The sequence below is a fragment of the Bifidobacterium sp. LH_426 genome (assembly GCF_056356875.1).
The window spans coordinates 109,793-133,770 of record NZ_JBKEVB010000001.1 but is presented as its reverse complement, the minus strand read 5'-3'; the positions used below and the strand labels follow the sequence as shown (position 1 = coordinate 133,770).

Annotated in this window: 16 protein-coding genes and 1 pseudogene; 4 read left to right on the top strand and 13 right to left on the bottom strand. The window is 67.8% G+C overall.

What is annotated here, in order from left to right:
- Nucleotides 1-29: 29 nt before the first annotated feature.
- The 6 genes and pseudogenes from AC1AYD_RS00540 to AC1AYD_RS00515 all read right to left on the bottom strand — a co-directional run.
- Nucleotides 30-1,127, bottom strand: a pseudogene (locus AC1AYD_RS00540) (amino acid ABC transporter permease); the annotation flags it as partial.
- A gap of 7 nt (nucleotides 1,128-1,134) precedes the next feature.
- Nucleotides 1,135-1,812 carry an amino acid ABC transporter permease gene (locus AC1AYD_RS00535; protein ID WP_476502039.1) on the bottom strand — a complete coding sequence of 226 codons (678 nt, stop codon included), beginning with the start codon at nucleotides 1,810-1,812 and terminating at the stop codon, nucleotides 1,135-1,137.
- On the bottom strand, nucleotides 1,812-2,654 hold the full coding sequence (locus tag AC1AYD_RS00530; protein ID WP_476544532.1) for a glutamate ABC transporter substrate-binding protein: 843 nt from the start codon (nucleotides 2,652-2,654) through the stop codon (nucleotides 1,812-1,814). The genes AC1AYD_RS00535 and AC1AYD_RS00530 overlap by 1 nt, the downstream gene beginning before the upstream one ends.
- A 31-nt stretch (nucleotides 2,655-2,685) precedes the next feature.
- Complete coding sequence (locus AC1AYD_RS00525) at nucleotides 2,686-3,486, bottom strand: amino acid ABC transporter ATP-binding protein (protein WP_476501968.1); 801 nt, start codon at nucleotides 3,484-3,486, stop codon at nucleotides 2,686-2,688.
- A 227-nt stretch (nucleotides 3,487-3,713) separates the two neighbouring features.
- Nucleotides 3,714-4,271, bottom strand: a complete 558-nt coding sequence (locus AC1AYD_RS00520) for a YbaK/EbsC family protein (RefSeq protein WP_476501969.1) — start codon at nucleotides 4,269-4,271, stop codon at nucleotides 3,714-3,716.
- A 201-nt stretch (nucleotides 4,272-4,472) separates the two neighbouring features.
- Nucleotides 4,473-6,104: an ATP-binding cassette domain-containing protein gene (locus AC1AYD_RS00515; RefSeq protein ID WP_476501970.1), complete on the bottom strand. Its 1,632-nt coding sequence runs from the start codon at nucleotides 6,102-6,104 to the stop codon at nucleotides 4,473-4,475.
- A 416-nt stretch (nucleotides 6,105-6,520) separates the two neighbouring features.
- On the opposite strand from AC1AYD_RS00515, the gene AC1AYD_RS00510 reads away from it, so the two are divergent.
- Nucleotides 6,521-7,489, top strand: coding sequence for an endonuclease domain-containing protein (locus tag AC1AYD_RS00510; protein ID WP_476544531.1), 969 nt, complete (start codon nucleotides 6,521-6,523; stop codon nucleotides 7,487-7,489).
- Nucleotides 7,490-7,642: 153 nt separating this feature from the next.
- On the opposite strand, the gene aspS is transcribed toward AC1AYD_RS00510, so the two are convergent.
- Both aspS and hisS read right to left on the bottom strand, forming a co-directional pair.
- Nucleotides 7,643-9,442, bottom strand: a complete 1,800-nt coding sequence (aspS, locus tag AC1AYD_RS00505; RefSeq protein ID WP_476501972.1) for an aspartate--tRNA ligase — start codon at nucleotides 9,440-9,442, stop codon at nucleotides 7,643-7,645.
- A gap of 65 nt (nucleotides 9,443-9,507) precedes the next feature.
- Nucleotides 9,508-10,887, bottom strand: coding sequence for a histidine--tRNA ligase (hisS, locus tag AC1AYD_RS00500; RefSeq protein WP_476501973.1), 1,380 nt, complete (start codon nucleotides 10,885-10,887; stop codon nucleotides 9,508-9,510).
- Between the two features lie 128 nt (nucleotides 10,888-11,015).
- On the opposite strand from hisS, the gene AC1AYD_RS00495 reads away from it, so the two are divergent.
- Nucleotides 11,016-12,461, top strand: coding sequence for a DUF349 domain-containing protein (locus tag AC1AYD_RS00495; RefSeq protein WP_476501974.1), 1,446 nt, complete (start codon nucleotides 11,016-11,018; stop codon nucleotides 12,459-12,461).
- Between the two features lie 114 nt (nucleotides 12,462-12,575).
- Here the strand turns inward: AC1AYD_RS00495 and AC1AYD_RS00490 are convergent, their stop codons facing one another.
- Entirely contained in the window at nucleotides 12,576-14,360 is a 1,785-nt protein-coding gene (locus AC1AYD_RS00490; protein WP_476502040.1) for a bifunctional metallophosphatase/5'-nucleotidase, read from the bottom strand.
- A 238-nt stretch (nucleotides 14,361-14,598) separates the two neighbouring features.
- Here AC1AYD_RS00490 and AC1AYD_RS00485 point away from each other — a divergent pair, with 238 nt between their 5' ends.
- Complete coding sequence (locus AC1AYD_RS00485; protein WP_476532310.1) at nucleotides 14,599-16,257, top strand: acetolactate synthase large subunit; 1,659 nt, start codon at nucleotides 14,599-14,601, stop codon at nucleotides 16,255-16,257.
- A gap of 100 nt (nucleotides 16,258-16,357) precedes the next feature.
- Here the strand turns inward: AC1AYD_RS00485 and AC1AYD_RS00480 are convergent, their stop codons facing one another.
- Nucleotides 16,358-18,937, bottom strand: coding sequence for an ATP-dependent Clp protease ATP-binding subunit (locus tag AC1AYD_RS00480; RefSeq protein ID WP_476501975.1), 2,580 nt, complete (start codon nucleotides 18,935-18,937; stop codon nucleotides 16,358-16,360).
- 150 nt (nucleotides 18,938-19,087) lie between these two features.
- Here AC1AYD_RS00480 and AC1AYD_RS00475 point away from each other — a divergent pair, with 150 nt between their 5' ends.
- Nucleotides 19,088-20,068: a universal stress protein gene (locus AC1AYD_RS00475; RefSeq protein WP_476501976.1), complete on the top strand. Its 981-nt coding sequence runs from the start codon at nucleotides 19,088-19,090 to the stop codon at nucleotides 20,066-20,068.
- Between the two features lie 117 nt (nucleotides 20,069-20,185).
- On the opposite strand, the gene AC1AYD_RS00470 is transcribed toward AC1AYD_RS00475, so the two are convergent.
- The 3 genes from AC1AYD_RS00470 to AC1AYD_RS00460 all read right to left on the bottom strand — a co-directional run bounded on the left by AC1AYD_RS00470 (nucleotide 20,186) and on the right by AC1AYD_RS00460 (nucleotide 23,910).
- Complete coding sequence (locus AC1AYD_RS00470) at nucleotides 20,186-21,601, bottom strand: DUF3027 domain-containing protein (RefSeq protein WP_476544530.1); 1,416 nt, start codon at nucleotides 21,599-21,601, stop codon at nucleotides 20,186-20,188.
- Nucleotides 21,602-21,610: 9 nt separating this feature from the next.
- On the bottom strand, nucleotides 21,611-22,000 hold the full coding sequence (locus tag AC1AYD_RS00465) for a cold-shock protein (protein ID WP_476501978.1): 390 nt from the start codon (nucleotides 21,998-22,000) through the stop codon (nucleotides 21,611-21,613).
- Between the two features lie 107 nt (nucleotides 22,001-22,107).
- Nucleotides 22,108-23,910 (bottom strand): sensor histidine kinase, encoded by a 1,803-nt coding sequence (locus AC1AYD_RS00460; protein ID WP_476502042.1) that lies wholly within the window; start codon nucleotides 23,908-23,910, stop codon nucleotides 22,108-22,110.
- Nucleotides 23,911-23,978: the final 68 nt, after the last annotated feature.

Below are 23,978 nucleotides of genomic sequence, written 5' to 3'. Positions count from 1 at the left end.
GCCTTGGCGGCGAGGCGCGCCGCCTTCGCGGCCTTCGCCTTGCGTTCCGCCTCCTCGTCGCGGATCAGACGGCCGGTCTCCGGATCGATCTGCGATTCGGGCTGCGTGGCGTCGTAGCCCTGCTCGTAGCGGGTGCGGCGCCAGTTGCGGATCGACGCGTTCGTGCCGCGGTGGTGCACGTGGTACTGGCGGGGCGCGCCGCCGAGCGGCAGCTCCTCCACCTCCTTGGCGACGGCGATCTGGTTGATGTTCGACGGGTCGCCGGCGGCGATCGGCGCGACCGGCTCGGGCTCGGCGGGCGCGGCCGTGCGCTGCTGCATGCGTTCCGGCAGCCATTCGGCGAGTCGGGACAGCAGCCAGCAGGCGATGAAGTAGATGACCGCGGCCATGACGAGCGTCTGCAGGATGTTGAAGTACATCGAGCCGAGTCGGCGCGACTCCTGCAGCAGATCCGTGTACATGATGATCGAGCCGAGCGCCGTGTCCTTCAGAACGACGACGAGCTGGGTGACGGCGGCGGGCAGCATCGCGTAGACGGCCTGCGGCACCTCGATCTGGATGAGCGACTGCGTTTCGGTGAGTCCCAGGGCGAGGGACGCCTCACGCTGGCCGTTCGGCAGATTGCCGACGCCGGAGCGCACGAGCTCGGCGACGACCGAGCCGTTGTAGAGCACGAGCGCGATGACGACCGCCCAGTACGAGGGGCTCGGGAATCCGGCGAACGCGAACCAGCGCCAGAAGAAGATCATGAGCAGCAGCACCGGCACGGCGCGGCAGAACTCGACGATCACGGCGGACACGCCGCGCACGAGCGGGTTCGGCAGGAGTCGTCCCACGCCGAACACGAGGCCGAACAGGACGGCGCCGACCACGGCGAGCACGGTCGCCTTGACGGTCATCCACAGGCCAGGCAGGTAGAAGTCGGTCCACGCCTCCTTCTCGAGGGCGGGCTTCCACAGCTCCCAGCTCAGCTGGTTCTCGCCGTCCGGCGGGTTGTGCAGACGCATGAGCATAAGTACGACGAGTACGGCGAAGACCAGGCCGGCGACCCAGTTGATGATGCGGATGGTGCGGCGGCCCTTCGGACCGGGCGCATCGAACAGGACGGAATTGGAAGTATCGGCCATGACTCGGTCACCTCCTCACGGCGAGCTTGTTGGACAGGTACGTGGTGAGCATGCCGATCGGGATGATCAGAATCACGTAGCCGAACGCGAAGATCAGGAAGATCTGGATGATGACGTCCGGGCGGAACTCGATCATCTGGCTCATCAGCGACGACGTCTCGGTGGAGACGGACGCGGCGGCGGCGACGGTCGAGTTCTTGAGCAGCGCGATCAGCGTGTTGCCGAGCGGGGCGACCGAACCGCGGAACGCCTGCGGCAGGATGATCTCGGTGGCGGACTGCATGAAGCCGAGGCCCAGCGCGCGGGCCGCCTCGGCCTGGCCGAGCGGCACCGTGTTGATGCCGGAGCGCAGCGACTCGCACACGAACGCGGCCGTGTACAGGCTCAGGCCCATGACCGCCAGCCAGAAGAAGTTCGTGGCGAACGTGTCGGAGAAGGTGAGCTTCAGCTGCGCGTACGCGCCGAGCACCATGAACACCATGATGATGGTGAGCGGCAGGTTCTTGAACAGCTCCACGTAGGCGCCGGCCACGGCCCTGAGGGACGAGATCGGCGAGATGCGCATGACCACGAGGATCACGCCGAGGATCATCGAGAACAGGGCGCTCCACAGGGTCAGTTCGATGTTGACGAGGAACGCGCCGGGCACGTCGTACTGGCTGAACAGTTCGAGGAATCCGTTCATCACTTGTCCCCCTCGCCCTCGTCGGGCGTCGGCGGGTTGTACTCCGCGTTCGGCGTGTACGCCGTGCCCTTCGTGTTGTCACTGATCGCGCGCTTCCAGGAGCCGTCCTGGATCATGTCGACGATCGCGTTGTTGATCTGCGCGGCGAACTTGGTGTCGCCCTTCTTGATGCCCACGCCGTAGTACTCCTGCGTGAACGGCTTGCCGACGACGCGCAGCTTGCCGCGGGAGGCTGAGGCGAGGCCGGCGAGGATGATGTCGTCGGTGGTGACCGCGTCGACGATGCCGGAGAACAGGGCGGTCGCGCATTCCGCGTAGCCCGGCTGCTCCATGAGCTGCACCTCGGAGGCGAACTTCTCCTTGACGGTGGCAGCGGAGGTCGAACCGGTCACGGAGCACAGGCGCTTGCCGTTGAGGTCCTCGGGGCCGTTGATGGACGTGTCGTCCTTGCGCACGAGCAGGTCCTGACCGGCCACGAAGTAGGGTCCGGCGAAGGAGACGGCCTTCTTGCGCTCGTCGGTGATCGAGTAGGTGGCGAGGATCATGTCCACGTCGCCGTTCTGGAGCATGGCCTCGCGCTGCTTGGACGGGGCCTCCTTCCAGATGATCTCGTCCTCGGAGTAGCCGAGCTTCTTGGCGATGTACTTGGCCACGTCCACGTCGAAGCCGACGTAGGTGCCGGACTTCTTGAAACCGAGGCCCGGCTGGTCGAACTTGATGCCGATGCGGATCTTGCCCGCCTCGTCGGAGCCGCAGGCGGCCAGCGACATCGTGCAGGCGAGCGCGGCCACGACGGCGACCGCGCGGCGCGCCATCCGCTTCACTGATGGTTTGAACGTCATATGCTTGCCTTCTTGTCTTTCCCTCGGTCCGTCAGTGGGTGAGGATCTTCGACAGGAAGTCCTTGGCGCGCTCGGTCTTCGGATGCTCGAAGAACTCGTCGGGCGTGTTCTGTTCGAGGATCTGGCCGTCGGCCATGAACACGATGCGGTCCGCGGCCTTGCGCGCGAAGCCCATCTCGTGGGTGACGCACAGCATGGTCATGCCCTCGTGGGCGAGCTCGACCATGACGTCGAGCACCTCGTTGACCATCTCCGGGTCGAGCGCGGAGGTCGGCTCGTCGAACAGCATGACCTTCGGGCGCATGGCGAGCGCGCGGGCGATGGCGACGCGCTGCTGCTGGCCGCCGGAGAGCTGGGAGGGCATCTTGCCCGCCTGCGAGTCGACGCCGACGCGGGCGAGCAGGTCCATGGCGAGGCGTTCGGCCTCCTTCTTGTCCATATGGCGGACCTTGATCGGCGCGAGCGTCACGTTCTCCAGGATGGTCTTGTTGGCGAACAGGTTGAACGACTGGAACACCATGCCGACCTCGGCGCGCAGGTTGGCGAGCTCCCTGCCCTCCTGCGGCAGGGCTTTGCCGTCGATGCGGATGTCGCCGGAGTCGATGGTCTCCAGACGGTTGATGGTGCGGCACATCGTGGACTTGCCGGAGCCGGACGGGCCGACGATGACGAGCACCTCGCCCTTGTTGACGGTGAGGTTGATGTCTTTCAGGACGTGCAGATCGCCGAAGTGCTTCTCGACGTGGGTCAGCTCGACGAGCGGGTGGCCGGAGGTCTCATTGCCCGGCACGAGGGGCGCGACGGGGCGCGTTTCTTCTAGTTTCTCTGACATGGGAGGTCAGTATAACGGCACTGTGTTACCGGCAGACTACCAGCCGGACATCAATAGTTCACCATGTGAGACGCCTATCCATCATCCCGCCCCATTCCCCAGCGCCCTCTTCCCCATGGTGCGGCAACACACTTCCTCCACAACCCCGGAATCAAGCCGTTTCGCGCCACCGCACCATGGGTGATTCATCGCACCATGGGGGTTTCACCGCACCATGGGCACGCGCGTCACTGCACCGGACGCGGCTTGCCGAGGCCCGCGACGAACCGCACGCCCGGGATGTCGGCGAAGATCGAACCGTCCACCACGAGCTTGGAGGGGCGCACGCCGGAACCCAGATACAGCTTCGGGATCGACAGGATGTGCTGGTCGACGAGCAGCGGCCAGGACTCCGGCAGGCCGATCGGCGACATGCCGCCCGACTCCATGCCGGTCGCCTCGACGGCCGCCGCGATCGGCGCGAAGCTCACCTTGGACACCTCCAGCGTGTGCTTGACGACGCCGTTGAGGTCGGCGCGCGTGTCCGCCGTGACGAACGCGGCGGCGAACTGCGGCGGCGCCTTGCGCGTCTTGTGCGTGTGCACGACGACCACGTTGCCGGTGATCGAGAACGGCACCCCGTACTTCGGGCACCACAGGTCGGTATCCGACTCCTCGTCCGTGTTGATGGTCACGCCCAGGATCTTCGATTCCGGCACCCCGGCCGCGACCATCGCGTTCAGCTTGTCGAACACCGGCTTCGCCAGCAGGTCCCCGTCATGCCAGTCCAGTATCTCCAACGTCATAAGTCCCCCTTCGTCATGCGTTCGTCCGCCCAGCATAGCGGCGCCCACCACGCCGCCGCCCGGCGCGCCTATACCCGTTCCCTATAACCGGTTCCATCCGCACCCCATCCCCATGGTGCGGCGATGTCCCCATGGTGCGACAACACACTTCCTCCATAACCCCGGAATCAAGCCGTTTCACGCCACCGCACCATGGGGGTTTTACCGCACCATGGGAATGCAGGTTCCAAGGAAGCGCTCGTCGTGGGAGACGACGACCAGCGCGCCCGGGTAATCAGCCAGCAAGCGGGCCAGCGACGCCTTCGACGACAGGTCGAGATGATTCGTCGGCTCGTCCATGACGATCAATTGCGGACCGTCCGGCAACGCCAGACACACCAGAAGCTTGCGCAGTTCGCCCGGCGACGGGGATTCCCCGGCCAACAGCCGGTCCGGGTCGGCGTTGAGCCGCGCGTACGCGCCCAGCACACGGGCCCGGTCGCCGGCGGACAGCCCCTGCAAACGGCCCATCGCCGTATCGCGGTCATCGTCGGTGAGTTCCTGGGCGACAATCAGTTTCGGTACGTCGGCGGCGTGCGCGAGCATCGTGCGCAACAACGTCGACTTGCCGGTGCCGTTCGGCCCCGTCACCGCGACATGGTCGCGCGGACCGACCGAGATCGTCGGGATCGCAAGTCCTATGGCCGAAGTCTCGTCGACGGCCGGCGACAGTCGGATGCGTCCGCCGGAGACGACGGCCCGCGACAACCCGGACGAGTCGGACGAGTCGAGTCCTAGGCCGTCCTTGCTCACGCTTTCCGGCCCGGTATCGGCGGCGTCCCGTCCGTCGAACCGGACCACGCCCGAATCCAGTCGTATCAATTCGCGTCGCCGGCTCGGCGCAATGTCCATCCAGATGTCACCGTCGTAGCGTTTCGCCGCGACCGTGAGATCCGCCTCCCGCCGCCGCGCCGCAATCGCCCGGGCGTCGAGCCGCGCGTAGGCGCGGGTGACTCCGCGGTCGAGACCGGTCATCTTCGCCAATTGGCGTCTGTCCCTCGCGTCATGGTCGTGTCGGTCGATATGGCGGCCGCCGCGTTTCGCCGCCTCGACCTGCCGCACCTTGCCGAACTCCCGCGCGCGGGACGCCGCCAATCGGGCGGTCTCGCGCCGCGCCTCGGACAACGCGGCGGCGTCGGCGTCGTCGCGCGCCGCGATCGTCGCCGAGACCTGCGTCCATCCGCCCGGAACCGCGTCGACGACGGTCACGTTGCGGGAGCCGACGTGACGTCGCGAGAAGACGACGCACCGGCCGCAGGTCGCGTCGATGAGCGCCGCGTCGTGCGAGACGACGACGCCGATGCCGCGGTAGGCGCGCATCGCGTCGACGATGCGCGCCCGCGCGACGGCGTCGACATGGTTCGTCGGCTCGTCGAGTATCAGCACGTCGGGGCGTGCGGCGAGCGCGCAGGCGAGCTGCACGCGCTTCCTCTCGCCGCCGGACAGCGTGTCGTAACGGTACGGCCAGTCGTCGCCCACGCCGAGCATGTCGCGTACGGCGATCGTCTCGGGCGACCAGTCGGCGGCGAACATGTCGAGACGTTCCGGCGAGACGTCGACGCCTTGCGGGCAATGGCCGATGACGAGACGTTTCGGATTGGGCGTGACGGTTCCCCCATCGGGGATGACGGTGCCGCGCACGATGGCCATGAGTGTGGATTTGCCGATGCCGTTGTCGCCGACGACGGCGGTCCAGCCGCGCGGGAACGATACGTCGACGTCGGCGAACAACGGCTCCGGAGCGTCCGGATAGGTGAAGGTGATATTGGTGAGAGTGAGGATGGAGGGTTGCATGGGTCGCGCCTTTCACGTCGGGCGTGCCGCTTGGGATGCGATGTCGATGACGGCGTGGGACCGGATACGGCCAACGGGCCCGGCGCATATCGTCGCCTGCGATCGGCCACGCCCGGACGGGCGGAAGCCTGAGCCCATTGACGGATGACGCGCGGCGGCACGCTTCGACGCGTGGTCCCGCTGGAGTACCGTCATCCTTCACAGGCGCAACTTGGCTGGTTTCCTTTCGTTCGGTTCCTCTGGCATATCGAAGAACCCGTATTCACGATGCCGTTCGTACATTAGGACGAAACGACGACTTCGCCGATTGTGGACAATCCGACGGGACACGCCGTAGCGGCATCCGGAATCGACCGGGTTATCCACATCGCCCGGAATCATGTCCCTCCCGATCCGGCTTCGGTTATCATGCCCGGATGAACACATACGGCTATGACGAAGCGCCCATGGACGGCGAGGTCCACGATTACGTGAGACGCCGCCTGAACGAACAGGCGGCGGCAAAGGCGCAGGCGTGCCTGGGGCTGCTGCCGCGGGTGAGGACGGAGCGCACGACCTGCTTCGCCTTGGACACGGCGTTGACGCTGTACGCCGTCGAAACGCCACGATGCGGCGGACTGCCACGATGTGATTTCCGCGTCGTCGTGCGCGACCGTGTGGCACGATCGTCCCTCGACGGCGTCGATTTCCGCACCTGGAACCAGCCGTTCGCCACGTATACGTTCCCCAACGGATTGGTATGCGTGCATCCCATCGATACGTGGATCCAATACGCCCGATATCTGGATCTCACCGAGATGGTGGTGCTCGGCGAAGCGATCGTCCGACGATTCGGGTACGCGTTCGATGATCTCGCCAATCGGCTTACGGCGTTTCGCCGCATCGCCGGCCGGGCGCGATGCGACGCGGCCCGACCGCTCATGCGACCGTCCGACTCCGTGCAGGAGACCCGTTCGCGGCTCGCGCTGCTGCGGTATGGCCTGCCGATGCCGGTCATGCATCATGCCGTCGCGGCTCCCGGTGGAACGACCCGGTACGTCGTTGACATGGCGTACCCGGAGCGCCGTGTCGCCATCGAATACGACGGCGACCATCATCGCCGGTTCCGCAGCCAATACGTCCGGGACCAGCGCAAACGCCGGGAGCTGCGCGCGATGGGGTGGACGGTCATCGAGACGTTCGCCGACGACATACGTGACGCCGACGGACGATGTGACTTCGCGCGACGTGTGGCGGACGCGGCCGGCATGCCGTTCACGGCGATGCCGAGCCGCGCGCATCGCGCGCTCGCAGACCCGTCCCTCCGTCCCAACGCGCGCCGCGGCGAATACCATCGACGCGCCTTGGCGCGCGAGGCGTCCATGCACCGCCCCATGGTGCGGTGACCTTCCCATGGTGCGGCAACACACTTTCTCCACAACCGCGAAATCAAGCCGTTTTGCGACACCGCACCATGGGGGTTTTACCGCACCATGGGAACGGGTGGGTTTGAAAAAGGGTGAGCCCCCTGATGGGGGCTCACCCTTGGATGGGGACGATCAGTCCTCGTCCTCTTCCGGGTCGTAGTCGACGCCGGTCTCGGCACGCTGCTCGGCCGAGATCGGGGCCGGGGCACCGGTCAGCGGGTCGCGGCCGCCGCCCGCCTTCGGGAAGGCGATGACGTCGCGGATGGTGTCGGCGCCGGCGAGGATCGACACGGTGCGGTCCCAGCCGAGGGCGATGCCCGCATGCGGCGGGGCGCCGTACTTGAACGCCTCGAGCAGGAAGCCGAACTTCTCGGCCGCCTCCTCGGAGGAGATGCCGAGGACGTTGAGCACGCGGTCCTGGATGTCGTCGCGGTGGATACGCACCGAACCGCCGCCCATCTCCTCGCCGTTGCAGACGATGTCGTAGGAGTCGGACATGGCGTGCTCCGGATCCTGGTCGAACTTGTCGATCCAGTCCTTGGACGGCATCGTGAACGGGTGGTGCATGGAGGTCCACTTGGAGTGGCCGACCGCCACGTCGTCGTCGTCCGGATCGTCGGTCGGCTTGAACAGCGGGAAGTCGACGACCCACGTGAACGCGAACTTCTTCGGGTCCAGGAGTCCCGCGCGGGAGGCGAGCTCGACGCGCACGGCGCCCAGCAGCAGCTGGGAGGACTCGCGGGAGCCGGCGGCGAAGAACACGGCGTCGCCCGGCTCGGCGCCCACGGCCTGCATCAGGCCATTGCGCTCCGCTTCGGACAGGTTCTTGGCGACGGGTCCCTTGAGCTCGCCGTCCTCGGTGAAGGACACGTAGGCGAGGCCCTTGGCGCCGCGCTGCTTGGCCCACTCCTGCCACGCGTCGAACTGGCGACGCGGCGTGGAGGCGCCGCCCTTGAACAGGACCGCGCCCACATAGGGGGCCTGGAACACGCGGAACGGCGTGTCCTTGAAGTATTCGGTGAGCTCGATGAGCGGGTTGCCGAAGCGCAGGTCCGGCTTGTCGGAGCCGTACTTGTCCATGGCGTCCTGCCAGGTGATGCGCGGCAGCGGCAGCTGCACCTCGTAGCCGGCGGTCTTCCAGATGGCGGCGATGACCTTCTCGGCCATGGCCATGACGTCCTCCTGGTCGACGTACGCCATCTCCATGTCGAGCTGCGTGAACTCGGGCTGGCGGTCGGCGCGGAAGTCCTCGTCGCGGTAGCAGCGGGCCAGCTGGTAGTAGCGCTCGACGCCGGAGACCATGAGCAGCTGCTTGAGCAGCTGCGGGGACTGCGGCAGCGCGTACCAGGAGCCGGGCACGAGGCGGGCCGGCACGACGAAGTCGCGGGCGCCCTCCGGGGTGGACTTGATGAACGTCGGGGTCTCGACCTCGGTGAAGTCCATGTCCTCCAGGGCGTGGCGGGCGGCCTTGGCCATGTCGGAGCGCAGCTTGAGGTTGTGCTGCATGGACGGGCGGCGCAGGTCGAGGTAGCGGTACTTCAGGCGCACATCCTCGCCGGGCAGCTTGTTCTCGGACTCGTTCTCGAGCGCGGTGGACACCTGGAACGGCAGGGCGTCGGACTTGGCGAGCACCTCGATGGTCTCGGCGACGACCTCGATCTTGCCGGTGGCGAGATGCTCGTTCTCGTTGCCCTCCGGGCGCAGGCGGACCTCGCCGACGACCTGGATGACGAATTCGCTGCGCAGCGGGCGGGCCATGTCCTCGTCGTAGATGACGACCTGCACGAGGCCGGTCGCATCGCGCAGATCGATGAAGGCGACGCCGCCGTGGTCGCGGCGACGGTCGACCCAACCGGCGAGGGTGACCTTCTGACCGACCAGCGCCTCGGTGACTTCGGTGGCATGGTGTGTTCTGTAAGCCGTCTGGCTCATGCTTCCTCTTTCAGTTCTTGACGTGTCCCGACACGCCGTCCGACACGACGCGGGGACGGCGGTTCTCAGTCGATGACTACGGTTTGCCGGGCACTAACAGTATCCGGCTCCCATGACGTGGCGTCGGCCGGGTTCTGGTCGCCGGAGACGATGTTCTTCACCTCGTCGCCCGCGCCCTCCTGGCCGGGGAACCACACGTACGGGATGCCGAGCTTGTCGGCGTACTTGATCTGCTTGCCGAGCTTGGCCGCGGTGGGCGCCACGTCGGCGGCGATGCCGCGCGAGCGCAGCGTGTTCGCGATCGCGTTCGACGCGGCGCGGTCCTCCTCGTTCCATACGGCGACAAGCACGCTGGCCGGCGAGACGCGGCTCGCGTGCGCGCCGGCGGTGTGCAGCATGTAGCTGACGAGACGGCTCAGGCCGATGGACAGGCCCACGCCCGGGTACTTGCGGCTGCCCTGCGAGGCGAGGTTGTCGTAGCGGCCGCCCGAGCAGATCGAGCCGAGCGACGCGGCGCCGTCGAGGAACGTCTCGTAGACGGAGCCGGTGTAGTAGTCGAGTCCGCGCGCGATCTTGAGGTCGGCGATCACGGAGCCGGGGCGGATGGCCGCGGCCTGGTCGACGATCATCGCGAGCGTGTCGAGGCCCTGCTTGGCGAGCGCGTACGCCTCGGAATCGGCCGCGATGCCATGGGCCGCGCACAGCGCGTCGAACTTCGACGCGAGCTCGGCGCCGTCGGCGGCGGTCAGCTCGGCGAGTTCGAGGCAGGCGCGCGCCTGCGCCTCGGACGCGCCGCACTCCTCGACGAGGAGCTTCGCGACCTCGTCGGCGCCGATCTTGTCGAGCTTGTCGATCTCGCGCAGCACGCCTTCGATGTCGGTCAGGCCGAGCCCGCGGTAGAAGCCCTCGGACAGCTTGCGGTTGTTCGCGTGCACGGTCGCCTTCGGCAGGCCGAACGCGCGCAGGCGTTCGAGCGCCGAGACCATGACGAGCGGCAGCTCCACCTCGTAGTGGTCGGGCAGGTCGCCCTGTCCGATCACGTCGATGTCGGCCTGGACGAATTCGCGGTAGCGGCCCTCCTGGGGACGTTCGCCGCGCCAGACCTTCTGGATCTGCCACCGCTTGAACGGGAAGGCGAGCTGGCCGGAATGCTCGACCACGTACCGGCTCAGCGGCACGGTGAGGTCGAAGTGCAGGCCGAGCCGTTCCTCGATCGGGGTGTCGGACTCGCGACCGACCTCCTGCAGACGGGACAGCAGGTAGATCTCCTTGCTGGTCTCGCCTTTCTTCAGCAGGGACGCTCCGGTCTCCACGGCACGGGTCTCGATGCCGAGGAAGCCGTTGAGCTCGAAAACCTCACGGAGCGTGTCGATGACACGCTGCTCCACAACGCGTTCAGAGGGGAGCCACTCTGGAAATCCTGAAATTGATGCGCCTTTAGCCACGGAATCAATATAATAGGTGAGGGTTGCGTCAAACATCGCCATATTCCCATGGGGGTCCGAGCGGATTCCCCGGGTATCGCGATGCGGGATGCACGCCGCACATACTTCCAAGCTGTAAGGAGCTGGCCATGGCCGACGAGAACGTCACCGAAACCGAGAACACCACCGAGCCCACCGAGCAGGCGACGCAGCCCGCGGTGGAACAGACCGCGCCCGCGGCAGCTCCGAAACCCTCGGCGATGCCGAAGCCGCACGCGCCGTCCCCGGCCGCGTTCGCCCACAAGCCCGCCGCCGCGCGCCCCGCCGCGTCGGCCGCCAAGAGCGGCCACGCCGAGGCCGCGATCCACGAGGCCGAGGCGTTCGGCCGCGTCGCCGACGACGGCACCGTGTACGTCAGGGAGGGCGAGACCGAGCGCGAGGTCGGCCAGTTCCCGGACGTGTCCAAGGAGGAGGCGCTGGCCCTGTACGCCCGCCGCTTCCTGGACCTCAAGGCGAAGCTCGACGCGCTGGCGGGCCGCCTCAAGTCCCGCAACGTCAAGCCGCGCGAGATCGACGAGTCCCTGAAGATGCTCGCCGAGGAGACCGCCTCGCCGGCCGTCGTCGGCGACATCGCCGCCCTGAAGGCCCAGTACGAGGAGCTGAAGGCCGCCGGCGAGGCGAAGAAGGCGCAGATCGCCGAGGCGCGCAAGGCCGCGATGGCGAAGGCCATCGAAGGCCGTACCGCCATCGTCGTGAAGGCCGAGGAGCTGGCCGCGTCGCTCGGCGACAACACGAACTGGCGTTCCACGGCGGACAAGTTCCGCGCCCTGTTCGACGAGTGGCAGGAGCACCAGCGCAACAACGTGCGCATCGACAAGAAGGACGCCGACGAGCTGTGGAAGCGCTTCTCCGCCGCCCGCACCACGTTCAACCAGGCGCGCCGCAAGTGGGCGCAGGCCCGCGACGTGGAGCGCAAGGAGGCCCGCGACGCCAAGGAGGCGATCATCGCCGAGGCGAACGAGCTCAAGGACTCCACCGCGTGGGGCGAGACCTCCCGCAAGTTCAACGAGCTGATGGACCGCTGGAAGAAGGCGGGCCGCGCCGGCCGCAACGAGGACGACGCCCTGTGGGCGCAGTTCCGCGAGGCCGCCGACACCTTCTTCAACGCGCGTCAGGCCGACCGCGACCAGATCTCCTCCTCGGAGAAGGAGAACCTGGCCGCCAAGGAGGCGCTGCTCGTCAAGGCGGAGGCGCTCGTGCCGGTCGCCGACGAGAAGGCCGCCAAGCACGCCCGCCAGGAGCTCGCGAAGATTCAGGAGGAGTGGGACCAGATCGGCTACGTGCCGCGTGACGACATGCGCCGCATCGAGGGCCGCCTGGACGCGGTCGACAAGCAGATCAAGGCCGTCGAGGACGCCGCCTGGAAGCAGTCCGATCCGGAGGCCGACGCCCGCAAGTCCAGCTTCGAGGAGCAGCTCAACGCCCAGCTCGCCGAGCTCGACGAGAAGATCGCCGCCGAGTCCGACCCGAAGAAGAAGGCGAAGCTCGAGGCCGAGAAGGCCACGAAGGAGCAGTGGCTCAACGCGGTGAAGTGATGCCGCGCGCCGCGTAGCGCGGTCCACGCCACGTGTAAAAAAAGGCCCGTCGTGAAGGAATTCACGACGGGCCTTTTCGTATGAGTCTCTCCCCAGTCGGCTTCGCCGCCGTCCCTACACGAGCACGGTGCCGGTGACGGGCAGCGGGATGCGCACATCCGGGTGACGGCCGAGATAGTCGGCGAGCGCCTCGCCGTACCCCATGTCGAGCTCGTGGTAGCTGCTGCCGGCGCGGAACGCGGTGTACCGGTCGCCGCCCTGGAGGAGGAACGAGTTGGATGCGGCGATGACGAGGTCGTCGTCGCCGATCTCGCGCCCGTCGACCGTGAGTCCCACGATCGACGCGCCGCCCGCGTCGTCCGCGCTCTCCCCCGGCACGTCGGGCGCCTGCCCGCCGGTCACGTACCGGTACCGCACGTTGCCGGACACGCCGAGACGCGAGATGACGGTGCGGCCGCCGTGTTCGCGCCATTGCTGGGCGAGCACGGCCTTGAGCTCGCGTCCGGTGAGCGTGGTCTTCGCGACCTTGAACTGGAGCGCCATCATGCTGTCGACCTCGCGCAGGGTGATCTTCCCGTCGCCGTTCTGGTCGAGGTTCGCGGTCCTCAGACTTCCCTCGTTGGAGAATCCGACGACGGGTATCCGGTCGCCGGCGTACAAATCGCGGCGCACGGCCTCGCGTTCGGCGTCGGCGACGAGCACGCCGAGCGCGCTTTCCGTGCCGGGCGACGGCACCTTGCCGAAGTAGGCGTCGCGCGCGATGGTGCCGACGACACGCCCGCCGACACGCCGCGCGCCCGCCGCGGCCTTCCGCCAGATGGCGGCGGCGCGGCGCACGCGCGCGTCGGTCTCGCCGGCCGACCGCCACGCGGCCTGTTTCGCATGGGCGACGCCGTCGGTGCCGTCCGCGCCGTCGAGCGCGTAGACGCCGGCGACGTCGGTCGGCGTCATGCCGTTGCCGGGGTCGACGTCACGCACGGCGACGTGCGACGTGCGTCCGGAGCCGGTGATGACGAGATCCTGCACGGCCATGTCGCGCCCGAAGCTGCCCGCTTCGATGATGGGGGCGCCGGCGGCGGTCGTCATGCGTTTGACGGCGTGGCTGTGACCGGCGTAGACGAGGTCGACGTTATGGTCGAGCGCCGCCGCGCCGGTTCCGGCGGCGGCGGACGCGTCGGCGTGGATGAGCGCGACGACGGCGTCGGCTTCGCCGTTCGCCTCGTCGCCGTCGCTGAGCTGGTCGGCGACGCGGTTGACGGCGTGGACTGCGGTCTCGTCGAGGTCGGCGTCGCGGGTGATCTGCGGCGTGGCGACGGCGCCGAGTGCGTCGGTGAGCGCGCCGACGAACGCGACGCGTTTGCCGTTGACCGTGCGGATCGTGTAGTCCTTGACGTGGCTCAGCAGGCCGTCGGGCGTCTTGTTCGCGGCGGACACGTTGGCACTCAGCCAGTCGATGCCGTTGGCGGGCGCGGCGACGCGGTCGTTGAAGTCGGCGACGCCGCGGTCGAACTCGTGGTTGCCGACGGCGGAGATGGTCAGTCCCCACGCCTTGGCCATGTCGAGCGTGGGCTGGTCCTTCTCGTACGCGGATTCGTAGGGGCTGCCGCCGACGAGGTCGCCGGCGGAGACGGGCACCGTGTTCCCCGGGTTGTGCGCGTCGGCGAGCGCGAATCCGGCGGCGTTCGCCTCGCCGCGTTCGATGTGCCCGTGGAAGTCGGTGATGTCGGCGATGGTGACGGTGCGTTCGCCCGTGGCCGCGTCCGCGCCGGAGAAGGGAACGGTTCCCGGGTTCGACGCGGACGCGTGCGGGGCCGCGAGCGCCGCGACGAGAAGGAACGTGATACCTGCGATGGCGACCCACGGTCGCCTGCCGGCCTTCGTGCGCCGGCCTGACTGCATCCTGCTCACGATTGCAAGGTATGCCGCGTGGTTGAACGGCGTTCCCGCGCATGCCGTCGCGCAGGTGAATTCTCAGTGGCTTCTGAGTGGGGGCCGGAGGTCCCGTCCGACACGCGTCCACTATGCGGCGGGAGGCCCAAACGCACATCGGTGCTGTTACACTATCCCTACCGTGAACGCTACAGACGCAACGGCATCCACGGCGACCGAGCCGCAGGAGCAATCGAAGAAGACCCACATCCGCACCGTCGCCGACCTGTTCGTCGAATGTCTCGTCAACGAGGGCGTGGAGACCATGTACGGCATCCCCGGCGAGGAGAACATCCCGCTCATGGAGGCCATCGAGCGTGACGGGCGCATCCGCTTCGTCCTGACCCGTCACGAGCAGGGCGCCGGTTTCATGGCCGCCACACAGGGCCACCTGACCGGCAAGCCGGGCGTGTGCCTGGCGACGCTCGGCCCGGGCGCGCTGAACCTCACGCTGCCGGTCGCGCAGGCGAACGCGAGCACGACGCCGCTGGTTGCGATCTGCGCGCAGGGCAACGTGACCCGTCTGTATAAGGAGTCGCATCAGATCGTCGACCTGGTGAGCGTGTTCCGTCCGCTCACCCAGTGGACGTCGATGGTGATGGAGCCCGCCTCGGTGCCGGAGATGGTGCGCAAGGCGTTCTCGATCGCCCAGCGCAACCGTCCGGGCGCCACCTGCCTGATTCTGCCGGAGGACGTGGCCGAGATGCCGGCGCCCGAAGGCGCGCATCCGCTGCCGCTGCCGAACCCGATGAGCTTCGCGCCCACGCCGGACACGATCGAACGCGCGGTGAGCATCATCCGCGGCGCGAAGCATCCGATCATCCTCGCCGGCAACGGCGTGGCGCGCGGCCACGCGGAGAACCGTCTACTCGCCCTGGCCGAGCAGCTCAACGTGCCGGTGGCGACCACGTTCGAAGGCAAGGGCGTGATCTCCGACCGCATCCCGCTGGCGCTCGGCGTGGTCGGCTTCATGCGCCACGACTACGAGAACTTCGCGTTCGACGAGGCGGACCTCATCATCGCGGTCGGCTTCTCGATCCAGCAGTTCGATCCGAAGAAGATCAACCCGAACGACGACAAGACGATCATCCACATCAACACGTTCATCGAGGACACGGACGCGCATTACTCGACGGCCCTGAACATCATGGGCAACATCGACGCGACCCTGTCCGCGCTGGTCGACGCGCTGGCACGCCAGCATGTGACGTTCGGCGTGTCCCATCCGAAGATCCACGAGCTGCTGACGGACGAGTACGAGTCGTACGCGCAGGATGACTCGTTCCCGCTCAAGCCGCAGCGCATCGTCGCCGACACGCGCCGCGCGATGGAAACCGACACGGACATCGCGCTCGTCGACACGGGCGCGTTGAAGATGTGGATGGCGCGCCTCTACCCCACGTACTATTCGAACACGTGCGTGATCGACAATTCGCTGTCGACGATGGCGTGGACGTTGCCCGGCGCGGTCGCCGCCTCGCTGGAGAACCCGGGCCGTCCGGTGCTCGCGGTGATGGGCGACGGCTCGTTCATGATGAACGTGCAGGAGATCGAGACGGCGGTGCGCGTGGGCGCGCGCATCGTGATCCTCGTGTGGGTGGACGAGGCGTACGGCCTCATCAAATGGAAGATGGACCTGCATGACGGCAGCCACGAGTACGTGGACTTCAACAATCCGGACGTGGTGGCGCTCGGCATGAGCTTCGGCGCGAAGGGCCATCTCATCGAATCGGCGGACGAGCTGTACCCGACGCTGCGCGCCGCGCTGCGCTCCGGCTCGGGCATCGACATCATCGCCTGCCCGGTCGACTATTCGGAGAACATGAAGCTCATCGACAAGCTCGGCGAGGTCGACTTCAGCGCCTGACCGCCTTCCGGCCGCCGATGCATGACCATGCATGACATACGACGAAGGGCTTCGGTTCCAGCTGGAACCGAAGCCCTTTCACGTTGCTACGGACGGAGCGTCACTCCGCGTCGCCGGAGGCGTCGCCCGCGACCGGGGCCGCGTCGGCGCCGACCAACTCGGGCTCACCGCCTTCGCCGGACCCGCCTTCCGCGTCGGTCTTCGGCTCCTCGAAGTCCTCGCCCTTGAACGTGAACTCGCCGAGGATGCCTTCGCCCTCCGCGTCGACGACCACGCGCTGGCCGTCCTTGAGCTCGCCCATGAGGATCTTCTCGGAGATCGCGTCCTCGATGTCGCGCTGGATCACGCGGCGCAGCGGACGGGCGCCGAGCAGCGGGTCGAAGCCCTTCTGCGCGAGCAGGTCCTTCGCGGCGTCGGTGAGTTCGAGCGACATGTGGCGGTCGAACAGGCGGTCGTTGAGCTGCTTGACGTCGAGGTCGACGATCTGGCGCACCTGCGGCTCGGTGAGCTGCTTGAACACGATGATGTCGTCCAGGCGGTTGAGGAACTCGGGGCGGAACTGCTGCTTGAGTTCGGCGCTCACCTGCTCCTTCATGCGCTGGTAGCTGGACTCGGTGTTCGAGCCCAGGTTGAAGCCCGTGTTGGCGGCCTTCGCGATGTCGCGCGTGCCCAGGTTGGTGGTCAGGATGATGATCGTGTTCTTGAAGTCCACCTTGCGGCCCTGGCCGTCGGTCAGATGGCCGTCGTCGAGCACCTGCAGCAGCGTGTTGAAGATGTCCGGGTGGGCCTTCTCGATCTCGTCGAACAGCACGACGGAGAACGGCTTGCGGCGCACCTTCTCGGTGAGCTCGCCGCCCTCCTCGTAGCCGACGTACCCCGGGGGCGCGCCGAACAGGCGCGAGGCGGCGTACTTCTCGGAGAACTCGGACATGTCGACGCGGATGAGCGCGTCCTCGTCGTCGAACAGGAACTCGGCAAGCGTCTTGGCCAGCTCGGTCTTGCCGACGCCGGTGGGGCCGGCGAAGATGAACGAGCCGGACGGGCGCTTCGGGTCCTTGAGACCGACGCGCGTGCGGCGGATGGAACGGGACAGCGCGGAGACCGCCTCGTCCTGGCCGATGATGCGCTTGTGCAGCTCCTTCTCCATGTTGAGGAGCTTCTTGGACTCGGCCTGCGTGAGCTTGAACACGGGGATGCCGGTGGTGGAGGAGATGACCTCGGCGATCACGTCCTCGTCCACGACCATCTTCACGTCGGACTCGCCCTCGTGCCAGGCCTTCTGCTTCTCCTTGAGCTCGGCCTGCATCTTCTCGAGGTCGTCCCTCAGGGAGGCGGCCTTCTCGAAGTCCTGGTCCTTGACGGCCTGCTCCTTCTCGGCGGAGAGCTTCGCGACCTTCTGGTCGAGCTCCTTCAGCTCCGGCGGCGTGGTCAGGCGCTTGATGCGCAGGCGCGCGCCGGCCTCGTCGATCAGGTCGATGGCCTTGTCGGGCAGGTTGCGGTCCTGGATGTAGCGGGCCGACAGCTCGGCGGCGGACTGGAGCGCGCCGTCGGTGATGGTCACCTTGTGGTGGTTCTCGTAGCGCGAGCGCAGGCCCTTCAGGATCTCGATGGTCTCGGCGATCGTCGGCTCGTGCACCTGGATCGGCTGGAAGCGGCGTTCGAGGGCCGCGTCCTTCTCGATGTACTTGCGGTACTCGTCGGTCGTGGTCGCGCCGATGGTCTGCAGTTCGCCGCGCGCGAGCATCGGCTTGAGCATGTCGGACGCGCCGAGCGCGCCGTCGGCCGAACCGGCGCCGACGATCGTGTGGATCTCGTCGATGAACAGCACGATGTCGCCGCGGGTCTTGATCTCCTTGAGCACCTTCTTGAGACGCTCCTCGAAGTCGCCGCGGTAGCGCGAGCCGGCCACCATCGAGCCGAGGTCCAGCGAGTAGACCTGCTTGCCCTTGAGGGTCTCCGGCACGTCGCCTTCCTGGATCTTCTGCGCCAGGCCCTCGACGACGGCGGTCTTGCCGACGCCGGGCTCGCCGATCAGCACCGGGTTGTTCTTGGTGCGGCGGGAGAGCACGACCATGACGCGCTCGATTTCCTTGGAGCGGCCGATGACCGGGTCGAGCTTGCCCTCGGCGGCCTCGGCCGTGAGGTTGCGGCCGAACTGGTCGAGGATCGCCGAACCGGACTTGTTGGCCTTGTCGGCCACGCCGCCGGCGTTCGCCAGATCGCCCTTGCCCTTGCCGTCGCCGGAGTTGCCGCGGATCATGTCGATGGTGGTGGAGCGCAGCTCCCCCAGGTCGACGTCCATCTTGATGAGCACCTGCGTGCCCACGCCTTCGCCCTCGCGGATGAGACCCAGCAGGATGTGCTCGGTGCCGATGTAGCTGTGGCCGAGCTGCAGCGCCTCGCGCAGGCTCAGTTCGAGCACCTGCTTGGCGTGCGTGGTGAAGGGTATGTGGCCGTTGGACGTCGCGTTGCCCTTGCCGATCATCTCCTCGACCTGCTTGCGGGTGGCGTCGAGCTCCACGCCCTTCGCGGCGAGCGCCTTGGCGGCCACGCCCTCACCTTCGCGGATCAGTCCGAGCAGGAGGTGTTCGGTGCCGATGTAGTTGTGCTGGAGGGAGCGTGCCTCCTCCTGCGCCAACACGATCACGCGCCGCGCACGGTCTGTGAACCGTTCGAACATTATTGTCCTTCCTCAATTGACACTGCCCCTCACTTTAGCGATTCGCGGTGACGTTTGCCCCGTTCCGTCCCGTATTTCCGCTCAGGACGTATGGAAGGCGATATGCTGGGACTTGGTGGATGTCCTTTACGTGATGACCAAGGGAGGTTCATGATGACCACATTCGATTTCCCGTATGATTCGACGGCCGACATCGTCGTCGGCGTGGATGGTTCCGACGAGTCGTTCGCGGCGCTCAAATGGGCGCTGCGCGAGGCGTCCCTGACCGGGCAGCGCGTGAACGCGGTGTTCGGCTGGACGCATTCGTGGGACATGGGCGCCGAGCCGGACAGCGAGGAGGCGTGGGCGAAGGTGCGCCGCGACATCGCCGCCCAGCTGCACGAATGGGTGGACGAGGCGTGCGCCGGCATCGACTTCGATCCCGAGCGTCTCAAGCTCACGTCGGTGAAGGCGTCCGGCACGACGGCGCTGCTCCAGATCGGCCGCGACGCGCAGCAGATCGTCGTGGGGCGCCGTTCGCTGGGCCGTGTGGCCCGCTGGTTCATGGGGTCGCTGTCCGCGTCGCTCGCGGAGGCGGCCGAGGTGCCGGTCACGGTGGTGCGCGTCGCCGGCGGCGAGGACGAGTCGGTGACCGACGACATCGCGAACGCCCTCTCCCCCGTCAAGGAGACCGTGCACTACGTGCCGAGCGAGGGCGTGGTCGAGGAGTCCCGCCGCCCGGTGGTCGTCGGCGTGGACGGTTCGGACACGTCGCGCCGCGCGCTCGCGTTCGCGATTCGCGAGGCGCAGGTGCATGACGCGCCGCTGCACGTGCTGTTCTGCTGGCAGTTGAAGGATCTGGGCGTGGTACCCGGCTACGAGCGCGCGGTCGCGCCGATCGAGGTGGGCCAGCGTCGCGCCGAGGAGCTGCTCGCCGGCCTGCTGGCCGACACCCCCGTCCCCGAGGGGGTGGAGGTCGAGTCGCACGCCTTCCACATCACCGCGTCGAAGGGTCTGGTGGCCGCGTCCCGGTACGCGAGCCATCTGGTGGTCGGTTCGCGCGGCCTGAGCGGCCTGGACGCGCACTTCCTCGGCTCGGTGTCGCGTCAGATCGTGAACTTCGCCGAGTGCACGGTCACCGTGGTCCACTGACGACCGGTCGTGGGCGTACCCCGCGGTGCGGCCGTGCCGCGGGATACGACGAGGGGCGGGAAGCGATGCGTTCGCTTCCCGCCCCTCGTGCGTGATGCGCGTGTGGCGCGTGGCGCGTCACCGCGCGTCGTCGGCGTCGCCGTGTTCGGCTTCGTCCTCCGCGGTGTCCGCGTCCTGCCCGGACGCGTCGTCCGGTTCGGCGGATTCCTCCGTCGCGGATTCCGTGGTCCCGTCCGTGGCGTCGGCTTCGGTCTCGTCCAAGCCATCACCGTCGTCTCCGGCCTCGTCGGCGTCGTTCTCGTCGATGCCGTCACCGTCGGTGCCGAGTTCGACGACCGCCTCGAGCTCCGGCGCGTCGGCCTCGACCGTGTTCTCCTCGATCTCGGGGGCGTCCGCGTCGATCTCGGTGTTCTCCTCGATGTCCTGTTCGGTGGCCTCGGCGGTCTCGTCGTCCGCCGCGATCGAGTCGACGGCGGACCCGTCCGCGGCGGCATCCGGCTCCGCGGCCCCGGCCGAATCCGGATGACCGGCGTCCGCGTCGTCCTCCTCCTGTTCGAGGATTTCGACCTGGGCGCGCTCCTCGCGCGGCTTCTGCGCGATGATGTCGATGTGCAGGTCGTCGAAGGCGGGCTTCGACTGCACCCACAGACGGCTCGGCTCCGGCGGGTCGATCTCCGAATGTTCGCCGCAGCCGTGGTCGAGGGAGACGACGCGGCCGTCGTCCGGGCTCCACTTGTTCGCGCATACGCCGAACAGCAGGTTCAGTTCGCCCTTCAGCGGGACGAAGAAGCCGCATGTCGAGCACAGGTGGCCGGACGCGGTCTTCGTGGACATGGCCTTCGGGCCGCGCGGGCCCTCGTACCAGCGTTTCGCGGTCTGCGCCCGGCCGAGCGGGGAGAGCACGTGGCGACGCGACAGGTCGAACTCCTCGACCGCCTCGTCCACGTCCTCGCGCGAGTCGTCCGCGCCGGTCTCACCGGTCCCGGAGCCGTCGGCGGCATCGGTCCGCGCGGATCCGGACGCGGCATCCGCATCATCGCCGGCCGTATCGTCGCCGGCCGCGCCGGTCTCGGCGGCATCCGCCGCGGTCGCTTCGGCGTCGTCCTTCACGGGTTCGGTCCTGCGGAAGCCGTCCTCGAGACGAGGATCGTCCGGATCGGTGCCGATCGAATCGGTGGGGGCCAGATCGGTCGGTTCCAGACGGTCCTTCCACGGGATCCACGGCGGCGGCATCAGCGCGTCGTCGGTGGGGATCAGCGAGGATTCGTTGACCGTCCACCGGTCCAGCTCCTCGTCGTGGTACAGCGTGACCGACCACTGCCATCCCTCATAGCCTTTGACGTGCGCGGCGACGCGGAAATCGGTCACGCCGTCGCCCAGATCGTGCGTCTCAACGACGTCGCCGACCTGCTCGGGCTCCTCGGCGACGGCGATCGCGACGGACCGCGCCAGCTCGCGCGGGTCGATGCGCGGCGCGGCGGGCGTGTCCTGCGGCGTCGCGTCCTGTTCGGGGGTCTGCGTGGTATCGGTCATGGAACGGTCTCAGTCCTCCACATCGAAATTATCGGCCACGGCGCGCAGCAGCGTGGCGAGTTTGCGGCTTTCCGCCGCGGAGGGATAACGGTGCCGGCGCAGCGTGTTGCCGGCGGCGTCGAGCATCTTGATGAGGTCCTCGCAGATGGCGGCCATGTCGTCCGGCTTCGGACGGGTGGCCTTCACGAGCGACGGCGTCGAGGCGATCGGGGTCACGCCCATCGCCTGGGGACCCTTGCGTCCTTCGACGACGGAATACTCGACCTTCGCGCCCTTGCGCAGCGTGGTGGCTCCGGTGGGCAGCGCGGCCGCGGGCAGGAACACGTCCCCGCCTTCATCACTGGTGATGAAGCCATACCCCTTGGCGGCATCGAACCAACGAACTCGACCGGTGGGCATCGTACACTCTCGCTTTCCTTGTCTCCAATCGTTAAGCCGATTCATTCTACCGCACTCCCCCGCCACACGCTCTCGGCGTAGGGCGGGGAGGGAGCGCGGCGGAACGGTCAACGGGAGAACCAGGAGCCGCGCTTCGCCTTGGCCGGCCTGTCCTTGGACTTCGATCCTCGCGGGGCCTTCCCCGCGGCCGCGCCGTCCGGATCCGCGGCCACGGGACCCGCGCCGGCGGCCGTGACCGGACCCACCGGCAGGACGATGGTGAACGTGAGGCCGCCGCCTTCGGTGGGCGTGGCGCAGATGAGCCCACGATGCGCCTTGACGACGGACTGCGCGATGGCGAGGCCGAGGCCGGTGCCGCCCTTCTCGCGGGCGCGGGACGGATCGGCGGTGTAGAACCGTTCGAAGATCTGCGCGCGCGACTCCTCGGGCACGCCGGGGCCGTGGTCCTCGAACCGCAGCACCGCGTAGTTCGTGCCGGTGTGCATCGAACGTCCCACTTCGACCGCGTCGAGGAAGCGGCGCATCGACTCGTCCGTCGAGGGCAGCATGGCGAGTGCGTCCGGCGTGATCGAGGCGGGCATGACGCCGAGTCCGACGCGCGCCGGCGAGTCGGCCGGCGTGTAGCGGTGGATGTTGCCGACGATGTTCGTCACCACCTGGCGCAGACGCGAGGCGTCGCCGGTGAGCGTGACCGGCGTCATGTCGCCGGCCTCAATGGCGAGCGCGGACGGATGGTCCAGATCGGCGGCGGGCGTGTACGCGACGGAGCCGCGCGTCACCTCGCGTTCGGGGTCGAGCGCGTGCAGGTCGTCGAGCGCGTCGGCGACCACGCCGGTGAGCGAGACGGTCTGCGTCATGTCGATGCCGCGCCCCTCGTCGAGGCGGGCGAGGGAGAGCAGGTCCTCGACGAGCACGGTCATGCGCTGGCTGGATTTCTCGATGTGGGCGATGGATTCGTCGGCGCGTTCCAGCGCGCCCGGCATGCCGCGCTGCATCGTGTACAGCTCGGCGTAGCCGTGGATGGCGGCGAGCGGGGTCCTGAGCTCATGGCTGGCGTCGGAGACGAAGCGTTTCATCTTCGCCGTCGTCTGCTCCTGTTCGTGGAAGCTTTTCTCGATGCGCGCGAGCATCGTGTTGAGCGAGACGGCGAGCGAGCCGAGCTCCGTGTTCTCGGGCGCCCATGGCACGCGCTGGGTGAGGTCTCCGGCGGCGATCTTCGCGGCGGTCTTCTCGATGCGCTTGAGCGGATCGAGCGTGCGCTGGATGATGAGCGCGGCGAGCGAGCCGCCGAGCAGCACGATGGCGATGCCGACGATCGCGCAGTATTTGGTGAGCGTGTCGATGATGTCGATCTGATCGGACAGCGACAGTCCGATGAACACGATGCCCCGGTAGCTGCCGTCGAGGCCGTACCACTGGTATGCGGCGACGCGCCACGGCGCGGCGGCCTGGTCGAGGGTCTTGCTGCTGGGCGTGGACGTCACGACGGCGGGGCCGCCGGGGGCGCCGCCCGTTTCGGACGGACTGTCGCCGGCATTGCCGTTGGAGCCGTTGGATCCATCGGCCCCGTCGGCGCCGGACGACGTCCCGTCGGATGCCGCGCCGGAGGAGTCGGACGACGACGTGCCGCCGGATGAACCCGATGAGCCCGACGAGGAGGCGGCGTTCATGCGCGCGACGGTGGTGACGATGGCGCCGGTGGTGTACGGCTGACCGAGCATGTCGTCGGTGATTTCGTCGTTGGACGGCAGGTCGGGGATGGTCACGACGCTGTCCTCGAGTATCGGGTACAGGCGCGTGTCGATCTGCCCGGTGAGTTTGCCGTCCTTGGCGTGGCGGATCTGGAGGAAGTAGGTGTTGAGGCCGTAGTTCTTCAGGTCGGAGTCCGTGAGCAGCGAGCTGCCGCGCATCACGAGTTCGCGCTGGGAGGTGATCTGCGAGTCGGTCTTCTCGAGCAGGTAGCTGCTGACCAGCTGAC